This is a genomic window from Streptomyces sp. NPDC059788 (genome assembly GCF_042732265.1).
In the GTDB taxonomy this organism is placed as follows: domain Bacteria; phylum Actinomycetota; class Actinomycetes; order Streptomycetales; family Streptomycetaceae; genus Streptomyces.
Genome location: NZ_JBHWHY010000047.1, coordinates 65,115 through 86,149 on the forward strand (window position 1 = coordinate 65,115; position 21,035 = coordinate 86,149).

Genomic DNA, 21,035 nt, shown 5'->3' on the forward strand with positions numbered 1-21,035 from the left:
ATGCGAAAGACCAGCACCAGCGGCGAACCGGGAGAAGACAGCCATGGTCTTCGGGCGCTCTGAACGACGCCGCAAGCAGGAGGCACCCGACCCCGTCACCCTCAAGATCCTGGTGGCGGGCGGCTTCGGGGTGGGCAAGACGACCCTGGTGGGCGCGGTCAGCGAGATCAAGCCGCTGCGCACCGAGGAACGGCTGACCGAGGCGGGCCGGCCGGTCGACGACCTCGTCGGGGTGGAGGGCAAGCGGACCACCACCGTCGCCATGGACTTCGGGCGCATCACGCTCCGCGAGGACCTGGTGCTCTACCTCTTCGGCACGCCCGGACAGGACCGCTTCTGGTTCCTGTGGGACGAGCTGGCCCGCGGCGCCCTCGGCTCGGTCGTCCTGGCCGACACCCGGCGCCTGGAGGACTCCTTCGCGGCCATCGACTACTTCGAGCGCCGTGGCATCCCGTTCATGGTGGCCGTCAACTGCTTCGACGGCGCCGACCAGTACCCCGCGGAAACGGTTCGCGACGCGCTGGACCTGGACCCCGAGGTGCCCGTGATGCTCTGCGACGCGCGCGAGAAGGACTCCGCCAAGGACGTGCTGATCGCGGTCGTGGAACACGCGATGCACGTCGGCGCCCGGCGGCGCGAGCCCGCGCTCCCCTGAGTCGCGCGAAAGTGCGGCCCGTACCCCGCCGTACGGGGTACGGGCCGCACTCCTGCTGTCCGCCGGACCGGCTACGCGCCGCCGTCACCCGCCTCGTGCCACCCGAAGCTCCGCTCCACCGCCTTGCGCCAGTTGCCGTACTCGCGCTCCCGCGTCGGCCCGTCCATCCGCGGCGTCCACTCCGTGTCCCGCTTCCAGTGCGCCGTCAGCTCGTCCAGGTCCTGCCATACGCCGGTGGCCAGGCCCGCCGCGTACGCCGCGCCCAGACAGGTCGTCTCGGAGACCACCGGCCGGATCACCGGCACGCCCAGGACATCCGCCTGGTGCTGCATCAGCAGGTTGTTGACGGTCATACCGCCGTCCACCTTCAGCGCCGTGATCTGCACACCGGAGTCCTGGTACATGGCGTCCACCACCTCCCGCGTCTGCCAGCTGGTGGCCTCCAGCACCGCACGCGCCAGGTGCGCCTTGGTGACGTAGCCGGTCAGGCCCGTGATCACCCCGCGCGCGTCGGAGCGCCAGTACGGCGCGAACAGTCCGGAGAACGCCGGGACGACGTACGCGCCGCCGTTGTCCGGGACCCGCGCCGCCAGGTCCTCGATCTCGGCCGCCGAGTCGATCAGCCCCAGCTGGTCACGGAACCACTGCACCAGCGCGCCGGTGATGGCGATCGAGCCCTCCAGACAGTAGACGGGGGCCTCCCCGCCGAGCTGGTAGCCCAGCGTCGTCAGCAGCCCGCTCTTGGACGGCACCGGCCGCTGCCCGGTGTTCAGCAGCAGGAACGAGCCCGTACCGTACGTGTTCTTCGCCTCGCCGACCCGGTAGCAGGTCTGCCCGAACACCGCCGCCTGCTGGTCGCCCAGCGCCGCGGCCACCGGCACCCCGCGCAGCTGGCCCACCGCCGTCCCGTACACCTCCGCCGAGGACCGGATCTCCGGCAGCATCGCCTCCGGCACCCGCATCGCCGACAGGATCGAGGTGTCCCACTGGAGCGTGTGCAGGTTCATCAGCATCGTGCGCCCGGCGTTGGTCACGTCGGTGACGTGCACCCCGCCGTCCGTACCGCCCGTCAGCTTCCAGATCAGCCAGGAGTCGATGGTCCCGAAGGCGATCTCGCCGCCCTCGGCCCGCGCCCGCAGACCGGGCACGCTGTCCAGCAGCCAGGCCGCCTTCGGCCCGGAGAAGTAGCTGGCCAGCGGCAGCCCGGTGGCCTCACGGAAGCGGTCCTGGCCGTCCGCGCCGCCCAGTTCGTGGCAGAGCTGCGCCGTACGGGTGTCCTGCCAGACGACGGCGTTGTGCACCGGCCTGCCGGTGGAGCGGTCCCACAGCACCGTCGTCTCACGCTGGTTGGTGATGCCCAGCGCGGCGAGCTGGTCGGCGCGCAGCCCCGCCTTGGCGAGCGCGCCCGCCACCACCGCCTGCACCTTGGCCCAGATCTCGTCGGCGTCGTGCTCCACCCAGCCCGGCTTCGGGAAGATCTGCCGGTGCTCGCGCTGGTCGACGGCGACGATCGCGCCGTCCTGGTTGAAGATGATGCAGCGGCTGGAGGTCGTGCCCTGGTCGATCGCGGCGACGTACTTGTCCGTGCTGCCGTCCGTCATGACGTCTCCTGACTCCTCGTTGCTGGTCGCGCCGCCTGCCGTGCCCGGGTGGCCGGTCAGAAGACCGCGGTGAACACCAGGCCGGAGAGCGCCGCGCCGATCAGCGGGCCGGCCACCGGAATCCAGGCGTAGGACCAGTCGGAGGTGCCCTTGTTGGGGATGGGAAGCAGTGCGTGGGCGATGCGCGGCCCCAGGTCGCGGGCCGGGTTGATGGCGTAGCCGGTGGGCCCGCCGAGGGAGAGTCCGATGCCGACCACCAGCAGGGCGACGAGCAGGACGTTGATGCCGGAACCGTAGACACCGGCGTCCGCACCGGGCACCTGCCCGATCCCGATGCCCTCGTTCTTGCCGAAGAACAGCAGCGGCAGCACCAGCGCCACGGTCGCGATGATCTCGGTGACGAGGTTGGCGGCCGGGTTGCGCACCTCGGGCGCGGTGGAGAAGATCCCCAGCGTCGGCTGTGCCTTGCCCGCCTCCGCGTTGGCCGCGAACTGCGCGTAGTACAGCGCCCACGCCAGTACGGCGCCGAGCAGCGCGCCCACCAGCTGCGCGGCGATGTACAGCGGCACCTCCGACCACGGCGTGCCGCCCGCGACCGCCGAGCCCAGCGTCACCGCGGGGTTCAGGTGCCCGCCGGACAGCGGCGCCGCGGTGTAGGCCCCGGCGAGCACGCCGAGGCCCCAGCCGAACGCGACGACCACCCAGCCCGCCGCCTTCGCCTTGGAATGGTGCAGGGTGACGGCGGCGCACACGCCGGCGCCGAACAGGATCAGCAGGGCGGTGCCGATGACCTCGCCGATGAGAATGTCCCCGTTGGAATACATGGCGGCTCCTTGTCCCTGGCCCGGGGGGAGTGCCCCCGTTCCTCCGTGCAGGGTGCGTGCTTCCCGTGCCACGGGGAGGGCGGCGGGCGCTCGGCCGCCGCGCCCCGCGCGGCGTCCGCGTCGGGCGTGCCGGTGCGCCGGAACCGCCCATGGGGAATCGGGCAGCGCCTACCGCTGCCACACGGCCGGGTCGCCCGGCTGCGGCGGTGCCGACGGACACCCGGAAGTGTTCACCGCAGGTGACGGGCCGTCAAGGTGCGGGGGAGGGGTGCGGGTCAGTCCCCGCGCCGACGTCCCCGGCGCACCTCGTGCCCCTGCGCGCCGGGCCGCCCCAGCACCCAACTGCTGGCTCCCGTCAGTGTCTTGGCGGCCTTCTTCAGTGGCGCCAGCGCCGCCGCGGCCTGCCCGTGCCCGCTCACGCCGCCCGGCCCGCACACCACCGTCGCCAGCGACAGCGTCACCGGGAGCCCGCCCGCCGACCACGGCGTGTCCAGCACGGCCGCCGCGAACGGCTCCAGGTCGTCCGGCCCGGCCAGCACCAGGAAGTCGTCCCCGCCGATGTGCCCCACCCGCGCCGCGGGCAGCTCCGCCGCCGTACGGGCCAGCGCCTGCCCCACGGCACGGATCAGCGCGTCCCCCGCCGCGAACCCCGCCCCGTCGTTGACCTGCTTGAACCCGTCCACGTCCAGCCAGCTCAGCGCGAACGCCCGGCCGTCCGCGATCCGCCGGTCCACCTCCGCGTTCACCGCGTCCGAACCGGGCAGCCGGGTCAGCGGGTTCAGCCGCGCCGCCTCCTCCACCCGGCTCTCGGCCAGCGCCCGCAGAATGTCGGCCAGGTGCACCACACCCATGCAGCGGCCCTGCTCGTCCACCACCGCGACATCGTCACCGGTCCGGTCCCGGTCGCCGTCCGTGACCACGTCCAGCACCTCCCAGGCGGTGGCGTCGGCGCCGACCGTCCGCGGCCGGTCGGCCAGCCGCAGCGCCGGGCGGTCGGCGTACAGCGCGTGCCCGTACCGGCCGGACAGTGACAGCAGGAAGCGGTCCCGGTCGATGGCCCGTACGGGCACGCCGTCCGGGTCCACCAGCAGGACGCCCGAGACCCCGGGGAAGCCCGTCAGATGACTGCGCACCGCACCCGCCGAGGCGGACATCGGCAGCAGCGCGGCGGGCTGCAGGAACTGCGTCACGGGCGGTCCGGGCGGCGCGTACGCCCCGGCCCCGGCGCCGCAGGCGTAACCGCTCGCCACCGGCCCGTACCCGTCGGCCGGCTCCGGCAGGTAGACATCGGCCGCCGGGCGCCGTGCGGGCGGTGCGAACAGGAACCCCTGCGCGAGCTGCGCGCCCGCCGCGCGCACCGCCGCGTACTGCCGCTCCGTCTCCACGCCCTCCACCGCCAGCACACTGCCCAGCACCTCGCACAGCTGCCGCATCGCGGCCACGGAGGCCCGCCCGCCCCGGTCGTCGTCCAGCCCCGCGCACAGCGAGGCGTCCAGCTTCACCAGGTCGGGGGCCAGGTCCCCGAGCAGCCGCAGCGGCAGGTCGCCGTCGCCGACCCCGTCCGCGCAGACGCGGAATCCGTCCTGCCGCAGCCCGGCCACCGCCTCCAGCAGCGCCCGCCGCGGCACGTGCACGAACGGTCCGCCGATGTCGATGGTGATCTCCCACGGACGGCGGCCCACGTCGTGTACGGCCTTGCGCAGCGCGGTCAGTTCCGGCAGCTCGGCGAGGGTCGCCGCGAACATGTTGACGTGCAGCGGCAGCAGGGTCTCCTGCTGCGCGGCGGACCGTACGGCGAGCCCGGCCAGCTCGGCGTCCAGGTCGGCGGAGCGGCGTGCCGCCGTCAGCACGTCGCCGCGTTCGGGGCGGGCGAGTATTTCCAGGGCGGCGACCGAACCGGTCGCCAGGTTCACGACGGGCTGGAAGGCGAATCGGAGCTGGTCCGTCCAGGCAGGCACGGCAGCAGAATGCCCGCTGGAACGGCCGACGGCGCGTGATTCACGCACTGTTCACGCACCCTTACGGCGCACTCGAACGGGTGCCCGCAACCGCGCCGTCCCCGCGCCGCCTCAGCGCACCGCGATCACCGCCGAGCCGTGCCCGAACAACCCCTGATTCGCCGTGATCCCGGCCCGCGCGCCCGGCACCTGCCGCGCCCCGGCCCGCCCGCGCAGCTGCCAGGTCAGCTCGCATACCTGAGCGATCGCCTGCGCGGGCACCGCCTCCCCGAAAGAGGCCAGCCCGCCGCTCGGATTGACCGGCAGCCGCCCGCCGAGCGCCGTCGCCCCGACGCGCAGCAGTTTCGCGCCCTCACCCTCGGCACACAGTCCGAGATCCTCGTACCACTGCAACTCCAACGCGGTGGACAGGTCGTAGACCTCCGCCAGCGACAGCTCGTCCGGCCCGAGCCCCGCCTCCTCGTAGGCGGCCTCGGCGATGGACGGCCGGAAGGCGGCCGGCGGTTCCGGGACGGCCGCCACCGAATCGGTCGCGATGTCCGGCAGATCCAGGTCGGTACGGGGATATCGCGGCGTCGCGGTGGAGACGGCCCGGATACGGACCGGGTCCGGCACGCCCCGCCGGCGCGCGTACTCCGGCCCGCACAGCACGAGCGCCGCCGCGCCGTCGGACGTGGCGCAGATGTCCAGCAGCCGCAGCGGATCGGCGACCACGGGCGACGCGGCGACCTCCGCCGCCGTCACCGGCTTGCGGTAGCGCGCGTACGGATTGGCCGCCCCAGCCGCCGCGTTCTTCACCTTCACCTGCGCGAAGTCGTCGACGGTGTCCCCGTACAGCGCCATCCGGCGCCGCGCGTACAGCCCGAAGTAGGCCGGGTTGGTGGCGCCCAGCAGCCGGAAGCGCAGCCAGTCCGGATCGTCGGGGCGATCGCCGCCCGCGGGGGCGAAGAAACCTTTGGGCGCCGCGTCCGCGCCCACTACCAGCACCACGTCCGCCAGACCCGACAGGATCTGCGCCCGCGCGGTGGCGATCGCCTGCGCCCCCGAGGCACAGGCCGCGTAGACGCTCGTCACCCGCGCGCCCTGCCAGCCCAGCGCCCGCGCGAACGTCGCGCCCGCCACGTACCCCGGATAGCCGCCGCGCACGGTGTCCGCGCCGACGACCGACCCGACCTCGCCCCACTCCAGCCCCGCGTCGGCGAGCGCCGCCCGCGCCGCCACCGTGCCGTACTCGGCGAAGCCGCGGCCCCACTTGCCCCAGGCGTGCATCCCGGCCCCCAGCACGGCGATGTCACCGGTCACGGCCGCCTCCCGCCGCGTCCGTCCCGGCCCTGTCCACGGGCCGCCACCACCACGTGGTCCACACGGTCTCCGCGTCCTCGCCCTCGTCCTCACCGCCGAGCACCCCGGGGACCAACTCGGCCGCCATACCCACACGCAGGTCCGCGACGCGCACACCCGGCGCCGCCTGGCCCAGCACCACCATCCGCTCCGCCGCCAGCTCCACCGCGATCAGCGTGCGCGGCTGCCACGGCACCTCGGGGTCCGAGACGTACGGCGGCGGCGGCCGGTAGCGCCCGTCCGTGTACGACCACACCGTGCCGCGCGGCGACAGCGGAACCTCCGTCAGCTCGGTGCCGTCGCAGCCCGGATCGCGGCAGAAGAAGTCCTCGCGCGGGAAGAAGACGGCCCCGCAGACCCGGCACCTCGTCCCCAGCAGCCGGAAGTCCGCCGGGTCCCGCCCGTCCCCGGTCTCGGTGAACCATCCCGGCACCACCGGCTTGCGCGTACGTGCCACGAATCCTCCAGGAGTCGGCAACGGACGATCCCTGTATGTGATCTGACGATCCGTCAGGAGTCTGGCACGCGACCGGCGGCCGACGGAACCCCACACCGCGCCCCGCTCCCGCCGAACGGAAGGATCATGCTGTTCTCCGCGAACCCGGCTGAACCGGATACGCCCGCACGGCGTCCACCAAGTCAGGGCCGGGACGCGGGATCCACGGGGGTGGTTCCGCGTCTTGGCCCGTCACTCGCGGCCCGCGTCCGGGTACCCCCGGCCATGCGGCGTCGGTGCACGCGGGACGCCACGAACGCGCTGCGTCTCCGGCCCGGGAACGGAGACGGGACCTTCGGCCCGTCCAAGGCCCTGATGAGCGGCTGGAACTTCACGGAGACCGCCGCGGGCGACTTCAACGGCGACGGCGTCGCCGACCTCGTCGCCAGGGACGACACGTCCGGCGACCTCAACCTGTGGATCAACACCGGGGGCACGGTCTCCGACCAGCCGCTACGGCTGACCGGAGGCTGGTGATCCGCTGCCCGGCGACGGCTGCCGCTGCCCGGCGGCGGCAGCTCATCGGCCGACGCTCAGCGCCCGCCGCTCAGCTTCTGCTTGAACCTCCGGTCGCGGGCTGGGTGAGTAGTTGGGATACCCGTTGGGGCGAGACGCCGAGGATGTGGGCGATGTCCCGGCCGGTCATGTCCCGGCTCTTGAGGGCCGACGCTGTTCGTCGAAGCTCCGCTGCCGCTTGAAGTTGGGCTTTGTGAGCGTCAACGGTTGCCTGAGTCGAGGCCTTGACGCGTCGGTTGAGCTCGTCGCCAAGGTCGACCTTGAGTTGGACGCCGCGCTCAACCCCGGGTACGTCCGCGGCTTTCATGAGCGCACGTCCACACTCAGCCGCCTCACTCAGTCGGCGAACGTAGGCGGGGGCGACTCCGTCCATTTCGAGCATCCACCCACCGCCGGCGCGATGGGCCACGATCTTAGGTAAATCCATACTCGGCACCTTCCTCGGGTCGAAATAGGGACTCTAGCCCCCCTAGATGGCGACATCTAGGGGGGCTAGACGATGTGGTGCGGGTCCCCCACACCGTTCGGGTCGCTAGTCGAACTTGACCGGCCGGGCCCCGAACCTGGGTATTCGACGGACGCGCATCTGGTCCCCGGCTGAGGCTGATTCTGTTCTCTGATCAGGCGCACTGATCAGCATGAAGGTCGTGAAGAATGGGGCTGCCACATCACGATGCCGGGCGGGAACTGCTGGCGGAGTCCTCGCGGTTTCGGAACGATCTCTTCGAGTGCCTGACCGCACGTGGGGATGAACTGTTCGAGCTGACGGACGCGTTGCTGTGCGCTGACGGCCCGGTGGCCGCGCCCGTGGACCTGACGCTGGTAGCCGAGCACCGTCGTGGCCACGGTGCCATGTACGACGCATTGAACTGCGGAAACGTCGATGCACCCCGGCTGCGGCAAGTGCTGGCCGGCCTGACGATGCCGCAGGCCGCCCACGGGCGCCTGGCCCTCGTGGTCGACATCAGTCACTGGCTCCGCTCCGACCAGCGCGGACCGCCTGTTCTGCTACGTCTACGGACGCAGCGGCCGGCCCTCGGACCAGCTCATAGCGACCGGATACGACGCCCCGCGCATGGCCCACCTCCTGGACGGGCTGCCGGTTGAGGTTCTCGGACGGATGTGTACGGACCGGGTCATGCGTAAGCCGGTCCCGGTGCCCTGGATCTCGCCGCCGCAGGGCGGCCGCCGAAGCACGGCAGGGAGTTCCGATTCGCTCAGCCGGACACGTGGGGTGAACCGGACGCAGCGACGATGCAGGTCACCGACCGGTACGGCGCAGTCCGCGCTATGGCCTGGGGTCGCATCCACCCCCGGCTGACCACCCGCTCCGCGTGGATCGACCACGGCGGGGAACTCCCCGTCATCGAGGGCACGTTGATCCGCCTGGAGGCCGAACACCTGCCTGGTGGCGGAGATCCGCTTCCTGTCTGGTTGTGGTCGTCCGCCACCGGCCTGAGTGGCGAAGACGTCGACGTGCGCCGGCAAGCGTTTCTGAGGCGCTTCGATCTTGAACACGCCTTCAGAATGATCAAGCAGACCCTGGGTTGGACCCGGCCAAAGGCTGGACATGGCTGGTCATCGCCGCTCATACGCAACTCCGGCTCGTCCGCCAAGCCACTGCCGACCTGCGTCGCCCGTGGGAGAGGCCGGCCGAGCCCGGCCGGCTCACCCCGGCCCGGGTCCGCCGCCGGTTCAGGAACCTCCGCCCGTATCTCACCTGCCCAGCCCAGGCACCCAAACCCTCACGGCCAGGCCCGGGGCGGCCACTCGGTTCGGAGAACCGACGCCCCGTAACCCACTATGACGTGGGGAAAACCGCGAAACGACCAGAGAGCATCACGGAACGAAACTGCCTCGGACCTTAAATGCCAAGCTCAGCGACCGCCGCGAAACCGGAAAGTCGAAGTACGTGTCGGGGAAGGTCTCCGGCGTGAAGGTGTAGTGCCACCATTCCTTGTCGTAGTTCTGGAACCCGGCACGCTCCAGCCCCTCCTTCAACCGCAGCCGGTTCGCCCGCTGCTGCCCCTGCACCCGCGGATCGAGAGTGTGCGCGAGGGTGTCGAAGCAGTCGAACCCGGTCCCCATGTCGAGCGAGTTGTCGGGGAAGCGCTGCGCCTTCGGCGCGTAGCACTTCGTCAGCGGCTCCCCGGGGATGTACGGCCGCGTGGGGAGGCCCGGCAGCCGCACCAGCGTCAGATCGACGGTGCTGCCCCGGCTGTGCCCCGACTTCTCGGCGATGTAGCCGTCCCGGAAGAGGGTCGACTTGTCGATCCGTGGATAGAACTCGCCCTTCATCCGCTGATCGCCGAGGTCCTCGGCCCAGTCCACGAAGTGGTTCACGGCCTGCTGCGGCCGGTAGCAGTCGTAGACCTTGAGTGTGTAGCCGCGCCGCAGGAAGGACAGCTGGGCTCGGTGCAGGGCCCGTGCCGCATCCCGGGTGAGGATGCACAGCGGCTGCCGGTAGCCGGTGACCGGTACGCCCATGAAGTTGTGCGGCGTGAAGTAGCGCATCTCCTGGCGGATCGTCGGGTCCACGTCGCGCAGGGCGACGAATTCCCTGGGCGCCTTCGCCGTGGCCGACGCCTTCGTACCGGCAGCGGCAGGAGTGCCGCCGGACGGCCGCGGCACGGCGGCCGTTCCGGGCGGCGCGGCGGCATTGGTCAGGGCGAGGGCGGTGGCGGCCACGGCGAGGCCGCGCAGCGCGGCAGCGAGTCTCGGCATGGCACCCGTCTACCACCGGCACCGCGTCGCGCGAAAGAGCCCCGGAGCCGGATTCCGGAGAACCGGCTCAGCAGGAACTGCAGGCGCAGAAACCGTCGCAGGGATAGCGCCAGAGATAGCCGCAGGACCGCTGATAGACGCGGCAGCTGCACCGGCCCTTCATACACTGGTTGTCGTGGCAGGCGCTGCTGGAACAGTAGTTGGATTCGACGCTGCAATTGCAGTTCAAGGCCTTTGCGCCGCGCCGTCCGGAAGGCTCGGCGGGGCCGAGCGTCGCGAACAGCCGGTTCGCCTCCTCGCGCCCGAAATGCTGTGCGGCGGCTTCCCGGAGGGCCCGCTCGCCGGGGCCGGGATCGTCGACCCGGTCGAAAGCGAAACTGGACTCCCGCGCGGCGATGCGGTGGACCTTTTCGAGTACGCCGCTCTGCTCCGGTGAGAGGCCGGGGTGCGCCCGGCGATAGCGCGTGAGGTGTTCCACCCAGAGCCGGCTGCGGGTGGCGGGCGGCAGCGCGGCCCAAATGGCCTGGCGGTGGTGCAGGGGGTGGGCGATCATCGCGTCGTAGTCCTGGGGGAGGCTGTCGCGGTGGGCCTCGACCCACAGTTCGGCCTCGTCGCGGTCGGCGGTGGCCGCGTTCGCCGCTGCCCTGCCCGCCCCGATGAGCAGGCCCGCGGTGACCGCCGCACCACCGGCGAGCCGGAGGAACTGCTTGCGTCCCGGCCCGTCTTCCGTCCGGGACGGCCGGCGCAGGTCGCTGAGGGCTCCGACCGTACGGACCGTCGCGCGCGGCCCCAGCCGGCGGACGAGTGCCACCGCCATTCCCGGGCCGACCCAGGCACGTACCCGGTCCGGCCCCACTTTCAGGAGCGTCGGGGCCCAGGGCGCGTCCTCGCCGAGGCTTTCCACGCGCCACCGGTGGACATCCCGGTTCAGGAGCGACAACAGTTCGACTTTTCCCCCGCAGGCCTGCTCGACCGCTTCGGAGATCTTCCTGCACTGTTCGCACGAGGCGTCGAAGGCCAACACCCATCGCGTCGCCGGATAGCTCATTTCGCCCCCCATCCGTCTATTTACGGAAGGCTTCTCCGGCAAAAGTAACGCACGGGAAAAATGGGCGGCAATAGAACACGAATAGAAGACCGCTGCGGCTTTCCGTATCCCCGGCACCGCCCGGCGCCGACCAGCAACCCCCGGAAGCTCCCGACACCTCTCGGCACTGCCTCCAGGCAAGCCCCGGTATCGAATGGATTTCCGCACCGATTCGCCCTCGACAACGGCGCACGCTCACACGGCGACCATTTCCACCACCGCCAGTTCGCCCGCCCGGTGCACCCCCGCCACCCGCAGCCCGGCCCCGTCCGCCAGCGCCGTCAGCTCCGTCACCCCGCGTTCGCGCGCCCCGAAGTACACCAGCACCCGCAGGTCCATGCCGGTATGCACCGACTCGCCGTCCGCGCCGACCCGTTCCACGACCAGCACCCGGCCCCGCGCCCCCGCCGCCTCGGCGCACCGCCGCAGGATCGCCCGCGCCGCTTCGTCGTCCCAGTCGTGCAGGACCGCGGACAGGACGTACCCGTCCGCCCCGGCGGGCAGCGCTTGGAAGAAGTCGCCCGCCACCGCGTCCGCACGGTCGGCCAGCCCGGCGGCCGCCAGCGTGGCGCGCGCTGCCCGTACGGTCTCCGGCTGGTCGAACACGGTGCCCCGCAGCTCGGGATGCGCGGTGAGCAGAGCGGCGAGGAACGTGCCGTTGCCGCCGCCCACGTCCACGATCCGCTCCAGCGAGCCCCAGTCGAAGGCAGGTACCACCGCCTCCGCCCAGCGCGCTACGTCGACGCCCATCTGCGCGTCGTAGTCGGCGGCGCGCTCCGGGTCCGCCCGCAGGTCGTCCCAGAAAGAACGCCCGAACTGCTGTGGAAAGGCCGCCTCTCCCGTCCGTACGGAGTGGGGGAGCGCCACGAACGCCAGGTCCGCCCGGCCGATGCCGCTCTCCACGTCCAGCATCCGCCGCGCGCCGGACGGATGGCCGTCGCGCAGTTCCTCGCCGCGCGGCAGCAGCCCGTAGCGCCCCTCGCCGTCACGGCTGAACACCTCCACCGTCACCAGGTGCCGCAGGACCCGCTCCAGCACGCCGGCGTCGGCCCCCGTGGCCGCGGCCAGTTCCGGCACGGTCCGTACGCCGTCCGCGAGACGGTCGGCCACCCGCAGCGTCGCCGCCACCCGTACCGCCATCGGCGTCACCAGGTCCGCGATCGCCCATACGCCCCGACCTTCACCTTCACCGTCAGCCACTGCGTCCGTCCTCTCCGAGCGCCGCGTCGCACCGCCGCACGAACGCTCCAACCTACGCAACCGGGTGCCGCGGTGCCTACGCTTCCTCGTCCACCGGACCCCGCACCCGCACCCGGTACCCCACCTCGCCCCCGCCCTGGCGCTCGACCACCACCCGCCCGTCCTCCAGCCGCGACTCGAAGCGCTCGACCGTCGGCCGCTGCCAGCCGTCACCGGCGTCCGGTACGACCAGACCGCCACCGACCCGGCCGGGCTTCGGCGCCCACACCTCCAGCTCCGTCGCACCGTCCGCGCCCGCCACCGGCAGCACCGCACCGGCCCGCGCCAGCACCGCGATCCGCGCCGGCGGGGTGTCCACCAGCACCTGCCCGGGACCGTCGTACGCCCGCCCGCTCGCCGTGTCGTACCAGCGCCCGCGCGGCAGCCGCACCGCCCGCCGCGTCACACCGGGCCCCAGCACGGGCGCCACCAGCAACGCGTCCCCCAACAGGAAGGCGTCCTCGCAGTCGCGCAGCTTCCGGTCCCGCGGCGAGCTCCACCACACCGGGCGCACATACGGCGCCCCGGACAGCCGCGCCAGCTGCGCCAGCGTGACGAAGTACGGCAGCAGCCGCGCACGCTCCAGCAGCGCCGCCCGCGCGTGCTCCAGCACCTCGGACCCGTACTCCCACGGCTCCCGCCGCCCCGCGGCGATCGCCGAATGCGTACGGAACAGCGGCAGGTACGCGGCCATCTGGAACCACCGCAGATACAGCTCCGGCGACGGGACCCCGGAGAAACCGCCGACGTCGGGACCGCTGTACGGCACCCCGCACAGCCCCATCCCCAGCACCAGCGAGAGCGACGCCCGCAGCCCCGGCCACCCGGTCGCCACGTCCCCCGACCACGTACCCCCGTACCGCTGCATCCCCACCCACCCCGAGCGCGAGAACAGGAACGGCCGCTCCTCCGGGCGCTGCTCCAGCAGCCCGTCGTATCCCGCGCGCGCCATCGCCAGCCCGTACACGTTGTGGGCCTCCCGATGGTCACCACCGCGGCCCTCCAGCGCGTGCCGCGCCGAACGCGGCAGCGACGGGTCGCCGAACGCCGCGAACGACACCGGCTCGTTCATGTCGTGCCACACCCCGGAGAACCCCTGCGCCAGCCGCTCCGCGTACAGCCCGCCCCACCACTTGCGCACCCGCGCGTCCGTGAAGTCCGGAAACACCGCCTCGCCCGGCCACACCACCCCGCGCACCTCACGGCCCCGCGCGTCCCGTACGTACGCGTCGGCCGCGGCCCCGCCCTCGTACACCGCGTTGCCCGGCTCGGCCTGCACCCCCGGATCGACGATGGACACCAGCCGTACGCCCTCCTCACGCAACTCGCGCGCGAGACCGGGCAGATCGGGGAACGCCGTACGGTCGACGGTGAAGACCCGGTGGCCGTCGTAGTGGTCGATGTCCAGATGCACGGCGGACAGCGGCAGCCCCCGCTCGTGGTAGCCGGAGACCACCCGCCGCACCTCCGCCTGACTGCCGAAACCCCACCGGGCGTGCTGCGGGCCCAGCGCCCAGCGGGGCGGCAGCGCAGGGGCCCCGGTCAGCGCCGTCCAGCCGAGCAGGACACGGGCGGGCGTACCGACCAGGACCCAGTACCGCAACGGGCCGCCGTCCATCCGCAATTCGGAGCAGCCCGGCCGGTCGTGCCCCGAACCCGCGCCCTCCGCGCCTTCGCGCAGCATCACCGCGCCGTCCCAGGAGTTGTCGTGGAAGACCAGGTGCGTACCCGCGTCCGCCACCACCAGCTGCACCGGCATCGTGACCGACAGCGGATCGTCGCCGGGCACGAACGCGCCGCCCGGGTCGGTGTTCCACAGCCGGTACGTGCCCCCGCGCAGCCGCGGCCCCGCCGACCGCCCGCCCAGCCCGAAGAAGCGCGCGTCGGCGGCCACCTCGGAACGCTGCACCCACCGCGAGTCCCCGGACCGCTCGCCCGGCACCCCGCCCTCGTCCCCGGCCACCCGGTCCCACCAGCGCGGCGGCAGCTCCCGCCGCAGCACCACGCCGCCCGGCGTGCGCACCGCCACCGCGCCGTGCCGCGACACCGTCACCGTCACCCGCTCCGACACCACCCGCCAGCCGCCCTCCGTGTCGGGCTCCAGCACCGCGCGCGCGTCCGGCTCCGGGCACGCCCCGGCCAGCGCGTACGACGGCTCCGGCGCCGCGCCGTCCCAGCCGCAGAAGACCGCGCCGCCGGACGCCACCCGCACCCGCAGCGAGGAGCGCGCGAAATGCACCACCCCGCCACCCGGCTGCGGCTCCGCGTCCACCGCCGTCCCCGGGACCCGCGCCCGCTCCGGCCCGCGCCGCGGCAGCCCCAGCACGTCCGCCCGGCGCCGGCGCCACGCCGACCGCCACGTGCGCAGCCCCCGTACCGATCCCAGTGCCCTGACGGCCCGGACCGCACCGGCCGCCCCGTCCCACCGCACCGACCGCTCTTGATCACGCCCGTCCATGCTGCTCAGCCTGCCATTGACGGCCCGCGGAGGGGATGCCGTTCAACTCCCGTTCACCTGGGAAGAACCGGCACCCCACCCGCGGCACACCGGTGGCGTGGACGCGGCGGGGCGCCGATCGCCGGGCCGCTCCCGGTGCCGTGGGTGCCCGCCCCCGAATGTGATGGCGGCCCTGGCGCACAAGTCGATCACGTGGCATCGTCCTGCCCAGCCGTGTCACACGCACGCGCCCCCGCGCTGCGCCCGGGGTGACCCCCCAGCCGTACGGGGGCACCGTGTACCGCACGCCCACACCGCGTCCACGCAACGCCGCGTACAGCCGGGAGCCGATCATGACCACCGCACCGCAGTCCGTCCCGCAGCCGGAACCCCTGTGGCAGCCCGGCCCGGACCGCATCGCCGGCGCCCAGCTGACCCGCTTCCACGACTGGGCGGCCGCCCACCACGGCGCCCCCGCCCGTACCGCCGAGGGCCCGGTGGCGGACTACGCCGTACTGCACCGCTGGTCCGTGACCGAACTGTCCCGTTTCTGGCAGGCCGTCGCCACCTGGTTCGACGTCCGCTTCACCACCCCCTACGAGACCGTCCTCGCCGACCCCGCGATGCCGGGCGCCCGCTGGTTCCCCGGCGCCACCCTCAACTACGCGGAACACGCCCTGCGCGCCGCCGAGGACCCGGCCCGCGCCGGCGAACCCGCGCTCCTGTACGTGGACGAAACCCACGACCCCGCCCCCGTCACCTGGACCGAGCTGCGCGCCCAGGTCGGCTCCCTCGCCGCCGAACTGCGCCGCCTCGGCGTACGGCCCGGCGACCGCGTCAGCGGCTACGTCCCCAACGTCCCGCAGGCCGTCGTCGCCCTCCTGGCCACCGCCGCCGTCGGCGCCGTATGGACCTCCTGCGCCCCCGACTTCGGCGCCCGCAGCGTCCTGGACCGTTTCCAGCAGGTCGAACCGGTCGTCCTGTTCACGGTCGACGGCTACCGCTACGGCGGCAAGGAACACGACCGCCGCGACACCGTCGCCGAACTCCGCCGCGAACTGCCCACCCTCCGCGCCGTCGTCCACATCCCCCTCCTGGGCACCCCCGCCCCCGAAGGCGCACTGGAATGGACCGACCTCACCTCCGCCGCCGCCGAGCCGGTCTTCGAACAGGTCCCCTTCGACCACCCCCTGTGGGTCCTGTACTCCTCCGGAACGACCGGCCTGCCCAAGGCCATCGTCCAGTCCCAGGGCGGCATCCTCCTCGAACACCTCAAACAGACCGGCCTGCACTGCGACCTCGGCCCCGAAGACCGCTTCTTCTGGTACACCTCCACCGGCTGGATGATGTGGAACTTCCTCGTCTCCGGCCTCCTCGTCGGCGCCACCGTCGTCCTGTACGACGGCAGCCCCGGCCACCCGGACACCGCCGCCCAGTGGCGGATCGCCGAACGCACCGGCACCACCCTCTTCGGCACCTCCGCCGCCTACGTCATGGCTTGCCGCAAGGCCGACGTGCACCCCGGCCGTGACCTCGACCTGGCCGCCGTCAAGTGCGTCGCCACCACCGGCTCCCCGCTGCCGCCCGACGGCTTCCGCTGGCTGCACGACGAGGTGGCCGCCGACCTGTGGATCGCCTCCGTCAGCGGCGGCACCGACGTCTGCAGCTGCTTCGCCGGCGCCGCGCCCACCCTGCCCGTGCACATCGGCGAACTCCAGGCCCCCTGCCTCGGTACGGACCTCCAGGCGTGGGACCCGCACGGCAAGCCGCTGACCGACGAGGTCGGCGAACTCGTCGTCACCAACCCCATGCCGTCCATGCCCATCCGCTTCTGGAACGACCCCGACGGCACCCGCTACCACGACAGCTACTTCGACACCTACCCCGGCGTCTGGCGGCACGGCGACTGGATCACCCTCACCTCGCGCGGCACCGTCGTCATCCACGGCCGCTCCGACTCCACCCTCAACCGCCAGGGCGTACGGATGGGCTCAGCGGACATCTACGAGGCCGTCGAACGCCTCCCCGAAATCCGCGAATCCCTGGTCATCGGCCTCGAACTGCCCGACGGCGGCTACTGGATGCCGCTGTTCGTCCACCTCGCGCCGGGCGCGGCCCTCGACGACGCGCTGCGCGACCGCATCAAGCGCACCATCAGGGAACAGTGCTCCCCGCGCCACGTCCCCGACGAGATCATCGAGGCGCCGGGCGTACCGCACACCCTCACGGGCAAGCGCATCGAGGTCCCGGTCAAACGGCTCCTCCAGGGCACGCCGCTGGAGAAGGCCGTCAACCCGGGCTCGGTCGACAACCTGGAACTGCTGCGGTTCTACGAGCGGATCGCCGCCGAGCGCGCCGAGGCCGAACGCGCGCGGTGACCGTGTGAGCCGTCGCGGACGGCCGTTGTCAGACCCTCCGATTACTCTCAGTCACAAGTGCGGTTCGTGGAGCGAGCCGCACGCACCGACCGAGGGGGAGTCATGGCAACACCGTCCCGACGCACCGCGCACACCGACCCGGGCAACAGCACCGCCGCGCGCCGCATGCTGCGCCGCGAAGTCCCCAGCACCGCCGCCGTCCTGGCGGACGCACAGGACTTCGCGGCCATGCGCCGCTACCGCACCTTCCCGTTCGACGACCACACCGCCTACCTCCAGCAGATGGAGACCCTGCTGCGCTCGCTGACCGCCCAGGGCATCCACACCACCGTTGCCCTCTTCGACCCCGTCGCGTACGAGACGTTCTGCACGGACACCGACCTCGACCCCGACCGCCCCGACAGCCGCTCGCGCTACACGGCGGAAGTCGCCTGCACCGGCGCCACCCTGCCGTACATGGGCGAAGCCCTGACCCGACTGCTGCCCGTGCTCATCGACGAGGCGGAACGCCAGGCGACCTGGGACCGCGCCACGGCGCTCCTCGCCCGCACGGGCGCCTGCCCGGACTGCGGCGAGGACCTCGCCCGGTCCGCGTTCGCCCGCGCCTCCCGCGCCGTGACCGGCCTGCTGGACACCCTCGGCGACGGCACCCACCACCTGGTGTGCAGCGTCCCCGCGAGCGGCGCCCCGCTCCTCGCCGTGCTGCACGCCGACTCCCGCGACGACGGCCGGCTGGAGCTGTCCGAGGCCGCCACCCTCGTCTTCTGCACGGTCCTCGCCGCCGGCATCGCCCTGCGCAGCCCCGGCGGCATCGTGTCGCGGACGGACCGGGCCCCCGGGCGCGACACGGTCCGCGGCTGGGTCCTGCGCGACGCCTGGCTGCGCCCGCTCAGCGCCGCCGAGGTCTTCACGGCGTACTGCACCGACGCAGGTACGGGCGAGCCGGTCCCGCCCGAGCCCGGCGTCGACCACGAACCGGGCCTCGAAATCCCCGACCCACCACCGACGGACGGCCACCACCACAACCACAACTGAGCCCAGAACGCCGGACGGCCGCCCCGCCACAAGGGCGGGACGGCCATCCGTACCAGCGTTCTTCAACAGTCGGCGACGAGGTCCGGCCGGGCGCTCCCGGGCCGGGCCCCGCCGGGGATCACTCCCCGGAGAGCACCGCCTGCGCGGCAGCGCGCGCGTCCTCGGCGGTGTCCGCGGCGCGCGCCGCGGAAGCGGCACGCTCGCACTGCGCCAGCGTGTGCTTCGCCAGCGTCGCGCGCACATACGGAATCGACGCCGCGCCCATGGACAGGCTCGTCACGCCGAGCCCCGTCAGGACACAGGCCAGCAGCGGATCGGAGGCCGCCTCGCCACAGACACCACAGCTCTTGCCCTCGGCCTTCGCCGACTCGGCCGAGATCGCCACCAGGTCGAGCAGCGCCGGCTGCCACGGGTCCTGGAGCCGCGAGACCGCGCCGACCTGACGGTCGGCGGCGAAGGTGTACTGCGCCAGGTCGTTGGTCCCCAGCGAGAGGAACTCGACCTCCTGCAGGATCGACCGGGCACGCAGCGCCGCGGACGGAATCTCCACCATCGCGCCGAACTTGGCCTGCAGCCCGGCCTCCCGGCACGCGTCGGCGAACGCCTTGGCGTCGGTCCGGTCGGCCACCATCGGCGCCATGACCTCAAGGTAGACCGGCAGCCCGGCCGCGGCCTCGGCCAGCGCGGACAGCTGCGTGCGGAGCACCTCGGGGTGGTCCAGCAGCGTGCGCAGACCCCGCACGCCCAGCGCCGGGTTCGGCTCGTCGCCCGGCGTCAGGAAGTCCAGCGGCTTGTCCGCGCCCGCGTCCAGCACGCGCACCACGACCCGGCCCTCGGGGAAGGCCTCCAGCACCTTGCGGTACGCCTCGGCCTGCTTCTCCTTCGACGGCGCCTTCGCGCTGTCGTCGAGGAAGAGGAACTCGGTACGGAACAGCCCGACGCCCTCGGCGCCCGCCGCCACGGCCGCCGGCACGTCCGAAGGACCGCCGACGTTCGCCAGCAGCGGCACCTTGTGGCCGTCCGACGTGGCGCCCGGACCGGTCGAAGCAGCCAGCGCGGCCCTGCGGGCCTCGGCCGCCTGCTCAAGCTCCGCGCGCTTCTCGGCGCTCGGATTCACGAAGATCTCACCCGTGCTGCCGTCGACGGCGACCACGGTGCCCTCGACCAGCTCGCCCGCGCCCGGCAGCGCGACCACGGCCGGCACGCCCAGCGCCCGCGCGAGGATCGCGCTGTGGCTGGTGGGCCCGCCTTCCTCGGTCACGAACCCGAGCACCAGCGTCGGGTCCAGCAGCGCCGTGTCGGCCGGCGCCAGGTCCCGCGCGATCAGCACGTACGGCTCGTCGCTGTCCGGCACACCCGGCATCGGCACGCCCAGCAGCCGCGCGACGATGCGGTTGCGTACGTCGTCGAGGTCCGCGACCCGCCCGGCCAGGTACTCCCCGGCACCGGCCAGCAGGGCCCGGTAGGCGGCGAAGGCGTCGTAGACACCGCGCTCGGCGGTGCTGCCCACGGTGATGCGCCGCTCGACGTCGGCCATCAGCTCGGGGTCCTGGGCCATCATGGCCTGGGCCTCGAGAACGGCCTGCGCCTCACCGCCGGCCAGGTTGCCCCGCGCGATCAGGTCGGCGGCCACAGCTTCCACGGCCTTGCGGGCACGCCCCTGTTCGCGCTCCGCTTCCTCCGCCGGAATCTGCTTGGCCGGCGGCTCCAGCACCGCCGTACCCATGTGCCGCACCTCGCCGATCGCCACACCGTGGCTCACGCCGACGCCTCGCAGCGTTGTCTCCATTGCACCCGTCTCCGGTTGGCGCGGCGGCGGTTCACCGCCGCGGTGGATGTCGTACGTGCCGTCAGGGACGGCGGCGGCTCACTGCCAGCTGAAGAGCTGCGCGCCGGCCTTCACATCGCCGTCCTCGACGACCTCGCCGAGGGAGTCGGCGGTCGCCTCCAGCGCCACGATCGGGCAGACCGGCGACTTTCCGGCCTCCTCGACGGCGGCGGGATTCCAGCGCACGACGGCCTGGCCGCGGGTCACGGTGTCGCCCTTGTTGACGAGCAGCTCGAAGCCCTCGCCGTTGAGCTGGACGGTGTCGATACCGAGGTGCGTGAGCACGCCGTGGCCCTCGCTGTCGACGACGACGAACGCGTGCGGGTGCAGCGAGACGACGACACCGTCAACGGGCGATACGGCCTCGGAAGGCTCGCGCACCGGGTCGATGGCGGTACCGGGACCCACCATCGCGCCGGAGAACACCGGGTCGGGCACGGCCGCGAGTCCGATGGCGCGTCCAGCGAGCGGGGACGTCACGGTGGTCATGGGAGTCCTCCCAGGGGTGGAGATCTATCAGGCCGCCGTCACTACCTGTCCTGGACGGCGCACCGATCAGAGCGTAAGTCATAAGAAGTGAGGGTTCCGCACGCGCGACACCACCCTTGGAGCACCGGCCCCGGGGAATCGATTTGCCCCGCCCGGCGGGGGCCTGTACTGTCTGACACCTGCCCCGGTCCGACAGAACGCGATCACATCGCGGAGCGGACAGCGGGCGGCACTCCATCAGAACTGATCGAGAATTTCCGACCTCGTTTCTGCATGTCTGCGGAAAACACGGTGGTCCGGAAGCCCGAAAAGGCCTGATAGAGTGGTGGAACACCGAAGGGAAGCGCCCGGAGAGCCTGGTGAAACAGGCACAAAGGAAGCGTCCGTTCCTTGAGAACTCAACAGCGTGCCAAAAGTCAACGCCAGA

General features: G+C 72.7%; 15 protein-coding genes and 1 pseudogene. 5 read left to right on the forward strand and 11 right to left on the reverse strand.

All coding sequences use genetic code 11. From position 1 onward, the window contains the following. The first annotated feature begins 43 nt into the window (after window positions 1–43). Window positions 44–655: an ATP/GTP-binding protein gene (locus tag ACFV57_RS32965; protein ID WP_385239732.1), complete on the forward strand. Its 612-nt coding sequence runs from the start codon at window positions 44–46 to the stop codon at window positions 653–655. A 71-nt stretch (window positions 656–726) separates the two neighbouring features. Here the strand turns inward: ACFV57_RS32965 and glpK are convergent, their stop codons facing one another. The 5 genes from glpK to ACFV57_RS32990 form a co-directional block, all read right to left on the reverse strand. Further along, a complete protein-coding gene (gene glpK / locus ACFV57_RS32970; RefSeq protein ID WP_385239734.1) occupies window positions 727–2,256 on the reverse strand; it encodes a glycerol kinase GlpK in 1,530 nt (509 codons plus the stop codon). 56 nt (window positions 2,257–2,312) lie between these two features. Further along, window positions 2,313–3,080, reverse strand: coding sequence for an MIP/aquaporin family protein (locus tag ACFV57_RS32975; RefSeq protein WP_385239736.1), 768 nt, complete (start codon window positions 3,078–3,080; stop codon window positions 2,313–2,315). A gap of 275 nt (window positions 3,081–3,355) precedes the next feature. Next, on the reverse strand, window positions 3,356–5,038 hold the full coding sequence (locus tag ACFV57_RS32980; RefSeq protein WP_385239738.1) for an EAL domain-containing protein: 1,683 nt from the start codon (window positions 5,036–5,038) through the stop codon (window positions 3,356–3,358). 111 nt (window positions 5,039–5,149) lie between these two features. After that, entirely contained in the window at window positions 5,150–6,340 is a 1,191-nt protein-coding gene (locus tag ACFV57_RS32985; RefSeq protein ID WP_385239740.1) for a lipid-transfer protein, read from the reverse strand. Next, window positions 6,330–6,836: a Zn-ribbon domain-containing OB-fold protein gene (locus tag ACFV57_RS32990; protein ID WP_385239742.1), complete on the reverse strand. Its 507-nt coding sequence runs from the start codon at window positions 6,834–6,836 to the stop codon at window positions 6,330–6,332. The genes ACFV57_RS32985 and ACFV57_RS32990 overlap by 11 nt, the downstream gene beginning before the upstream one ends. Window positions 6,837–7,190: 354 nt before the next feature. On the opposite strand from ACFV57_RS32990, the gene ACFV57_RS32995 reads away from it, so the two are divergent. Together ACFV57_RS32995 and ACFV57_RS33000 are read left to right on the forward strand one after the other, a co-directional pair. Then, complete coding sequence (locus ACFV57_RS32995) at window positions 7,191–7,352, forward strand: hypothetical protein (protein WP_385239744.1); 162 nt, start codon at window positions 7,191–7,193, stop codon at window positions 7,350–7,352. Window positions 7,353–8,045: 693 nt separating this feature from the next. Continuing rightward, window positions 8,046–9,259: pseudogene (locus tag ACFV57_RS33000) on the forward strand (transposase). Here ACFV57_RS33000 and ACFV57_RS33005 read toward each other — a convergent pair. The 4 genes from ACFV57_RS33005 to ACFV57_RS33020 form a co-directional block, all read right to left on the reverse strand. Continuing rightward, window positions 9,231–10,115: a M15 family metallopeptidase gene (locus ACFV57_RS33005; RefSeq protein ID WP_385239746.1), complete on the reverse strand. Its 885-nt coding sequence runs from the start codon at window positions 10,113–10,115 to the stop codon at window positions 9,231–9,233. The pseudogene ACFV57_RS33000 and the gene ACFV57_RS33005 sit on opposite strands and share 29 nt — an antisense overlap. A 67-nt stretch (window positions 10,116–10,182) precedes the next feature. After that, entirely contained in the window at window positions 10,183–11,163 is a 981-nt protein-coding gene (locus ACFV57_RS33010) for a bacteriocin fulvocin C-related protein (RefSeq protein ID WP_385239748.1), read from the reverse strand. 234 nt (window positions 11,164–11,397) lie between these two features. Then, the gene (locus tag ACFV57_RS33015; RefSeq protein WP_385239750.1) at window positions 11,398–12,402 is read right to left on the reverse strand and encodes a methyltransferase; all 1,005 of its coding nucleotides are present in this window, start codon (window positions 12,400–12,402) and stop codon (window positions 11,398–11,400) included. Between the two features lie 76 nt (window positions 12,403–12,478). Beyond that, window positions 12,479–14,899, reverse strand: a complete 2,421-nt coding sequence (locus tag ACFV57_RS33020) for a TIM-barrel domain-containing protein (protein ID WP_385239752.1) — start codon at window positions 14,897–14,899, stop codon at window positions 12,479–12,481. A 332-nt stretch (window positions 14,900–15,231) separates the two neighbouring features. On the opposite strand from ACFV57_RS33020, the gene ACFV57_RS33025 reads away from it, so the two are divergent. Beyond that, entirely contained in the window at window positions 15,232–17,256 is a 2,025-nt protein-coding gene (locus ACFV57_RS33025) for an acetoacetate--CoA ligase (RefSeq protein ID WP_385239754.1), read from the forward strand. 102 nt (window positions 17,257–17,358) lie between these two features. Continuing rightward, window positions 17,359–18,291: a hypothetical protein gene (locus tag ACFV57_RS33030; RefSeq protein ID WP_385239756.1), complete on the forward strand. Its 933-nt coding sequence runs from the start codon at window positions 17,359–17,361 to the stop codon at window positions 18,289–18,291. Between the two features lie 118 nt (window positions 18,292–18,409). Here the strand turns inward: ACFV57_RS33030 and ptsP are convergent, their stop codons facing one another. Both ptsP and ACFV57_RS33040 read right to left on the reverse strand, forming a co-directional pair. Further along, on the reverse strand, window positions 18,410–20,080 hold the full coding sequence (gene ptsP / locus ACFV57_RS33035) for a phosphoenolpyruvate--protein phosphotransferase (RefSeq protein WP_385239758.1): 1,671 nt from the start codon (window positions 20,078–20,080) through the stop codon (window positions 18,410–18,412). A 78-nt stretch (window positions 20,081–20,158) separates the two neighbouring features. Next, window positions 20,159–20,608: a PTS glucose transporter subunit IIA gene (locus ACFV57_RS33040; protein ID WP_385239759.1), complete on the reverse strand. Its 450-nt coding sequence runs from the start codon at window positions 20,606–20,608 to the stop codon at window positions 20,159–20,161. Window positions 20,609–21,035: the final 427 nt, after the last annotated feature.